Annotated in this window: 2 protein-coding genes and 1 pseudogene; 1 reads left to right on the forward strand and 2 read right to left on the reverse strand. The window is 61.5% G+C overall.

The genetic code is table 11. From position 1 onward, the window contains the following. Positions 1–182: 182 nt before the first annotated feature. Positions 183–1,166, forward strand: a complete 984-nt coding sequence (locus R4P47_RS24940; RefSeq protein WP_317786069.1) for a hypothetical protein — start codon at positions 183–185, stop codon at positions 1,164–1,166. On the opposite strand, the gene R4P47_RS24945 is transcribed toward R4P47_RS24940, so the two are convergent. After that, the gene (locus tag R4P47_RS24945; RefSeq protein WP_317786070.1) at positions 1,148–1,702 is read right to left on the reverse strand and encodes a GNAT family N-acetyltransferase; all 555 of its coding nucleotides are present in this window, start codon (positions 1,700–1,702) and stop codon (positions 1,148–1,150) included. The two genes, R4P47_RS24940 and R4P47_RS24945, sit on opposite strands and share 19 nt — an antisense overlap. 148 nt (positions 1,703–1,850) lie before the next feature. Beyond that, positions 1,851–2,080 (reverse strand): annotated as a pseudogene (locus R4P47_RS24950) (PPOX class F420-dependent enzyme); the annotation flags it as partial.

Raw genomic sequence — 2,080 nt, forward strand, 5'->3', positions numbered from 1 at the left:
CGTCGATCCTTCCCACCAAGCTGAGCTCGGCGTGTCGAACCAAGGACCGGATCAACCGTTATTCAGACAGTCCCGGTGCTCCTGGGCGGAGTTTGTCCACAGGGCGTGAGTTATCCACAGGGCAATGTGTTTCCCATCGTCGTGTCGGATTCGGGGTGCCTGGATTGTGCATCATCAAGGGCATGAAGCGGGGTGGAGCACGAATCGATGCGAAGGTGATTGCGGCTGCGTCCGATCGCGGTTTCATGAGGACAGCGCATCTCCTCGAGCTCGGGGTGGCGTCGAAGACAATTGTTCGACGCACCCAGCCGGACGGCAGCTGGTCACGGGCACTACCTGAGTTGGTGTTCTTGAAGAATCGCTCGCCGACGCCGATGGAGCGCGCCACCGCGGTGGCAATTTACTGCGGCAAAGATGCTGTCATCAGCGGTCGGGCAGGGTTGGCGTTGCATGGACTGGGCACGTCGGGCTCGTTGGAGGAGACTTTCGCCCTGATTCCCGAGCCGCAACATCGGAAGTCCGTGAGCTTTGCGGTGGTGGAGCGAACGTGGCGAATGCCGACGGCGGAGATGAAGTCGGGACTCCGCGTTGCGCCGATCGTTCGGTGCTTGTGCGATGCGGTTCGGCGAATGAAGAATGCCGAGCAGTGCATGGCGCTGATTGCCAATGTCGTGCAGCGAGGCGCGGCCACCGTGGATGCGATCATGAAGGAGCTCGACGCCGGTAGTACACGAGGAACGGCGATGCCACGACGGGTGTTGCGGGAGTTGGCAGCCGGCGCGCATTCCGTTGCCGAAGCCCAGGCCCAGAAACTGTACGCGCGCAGTGGACTTCCGCCTATGCAGCACAACGTGGTCGTCCACGACGAGCGGGGAAAGTTTCTGTTGATCGCCGATAATTGGCTCGACGACGTGGCATTGGATTGGGAGATCGATTCGCTGGAGCACCACCTCTCGCCTGCGGCACACAAGGCGACGGTGGCGCGTCGTGAACGAGCGCAGAATGCCGGCCTCATCGTGGTGACACATCTGCCGAGTGATATTCGGGACGATCCGGAACGCGTATTGTCCGATCTTCGGGCGCGCTACGAGCAGGCCAAGGCTCGACCGCGCCCGAACGTCACGGTCCGACCGCGAGCGGATCAGACTTATCGCCGGTCGGGCTGATACACCCAGACCATGTGCTCGCCGGTCTCGGACGCAGCGGCGATCGGTTGATCCTCGATCCTGTCGAGAACGAAGCCAAGCCGTCTGGGTACGGCCTGACTTCTGAGATTCGCTGCATCACAATGAATTTCAACTCGGATGATTCCGTCCAGCCTCAAAGCCTCCCGCATGAGCGCCGCGACGGCCTCGCTGATCACTCCACGTCCCTCGGCCCGGGAGTCGAGCCAGTAACCCAATTCGATTCCGTGCGGGCCGATTCGGCGATGCATCCCGATCTTGCCCAAAAATGCGCCGCCTTCGAGGTCGAAGATTCCGTAGTCGAACATCTTCCCGGCATCCCACTGCTCGACGGCGTCGGCGATACGAGCGAGTTGCGCCGACGTTCGTGCAGCTTCTTCCGTCGCCCACCCCATCCAGGGCGAAAGGTGAACGAGATTGCGGCCGATCACGTCGGCAACAGCACCGGCATCGTCGGACTCCTCGCGACGAATGACGAGGCGATCGGTCACAATCCGTTCGGAAGGCGCGTCGTGCATGGTCAGCAGTGTGTCAACAATGCATCCAACTGGCCATCGAATTTCATTGCACTGTCACCCGCCCGCAGTCCACTCGATGTGCCATTGACGGGCGAAAAGGCCACCGAATGTCACATTGAGTGGTCAAAAAGGGGGGCAGGGGGCGGGGTCAGGAAGCCTGCCAGGATCGCCAGGACAGTTTGTCGATGATGATGACTGGACCCTCGGGTCTGTTGTTTTTGTATTGACTGTATTTCGCGACCAGGGCGTCGGTGGCCGATGTGCCCTCGGCGCTGGAGGTTTCGGCGATGTGGGCGCTTCCGTCGGCGCGGATCCACCAGAGTTGGGACCAGTCGTCGGTGTAGTGGTCGACGATGAGGCTGACGGCGGGGTCGGCGC

The organism is Rhodococcus sp. IEGM 1370 (assembly GCF_033142325.1).
GTDB lineage: Bacteria > Actinomycetota > Actinomycetes > Mycobacteriales > Mycobacteriaceae > Rhodococcoides.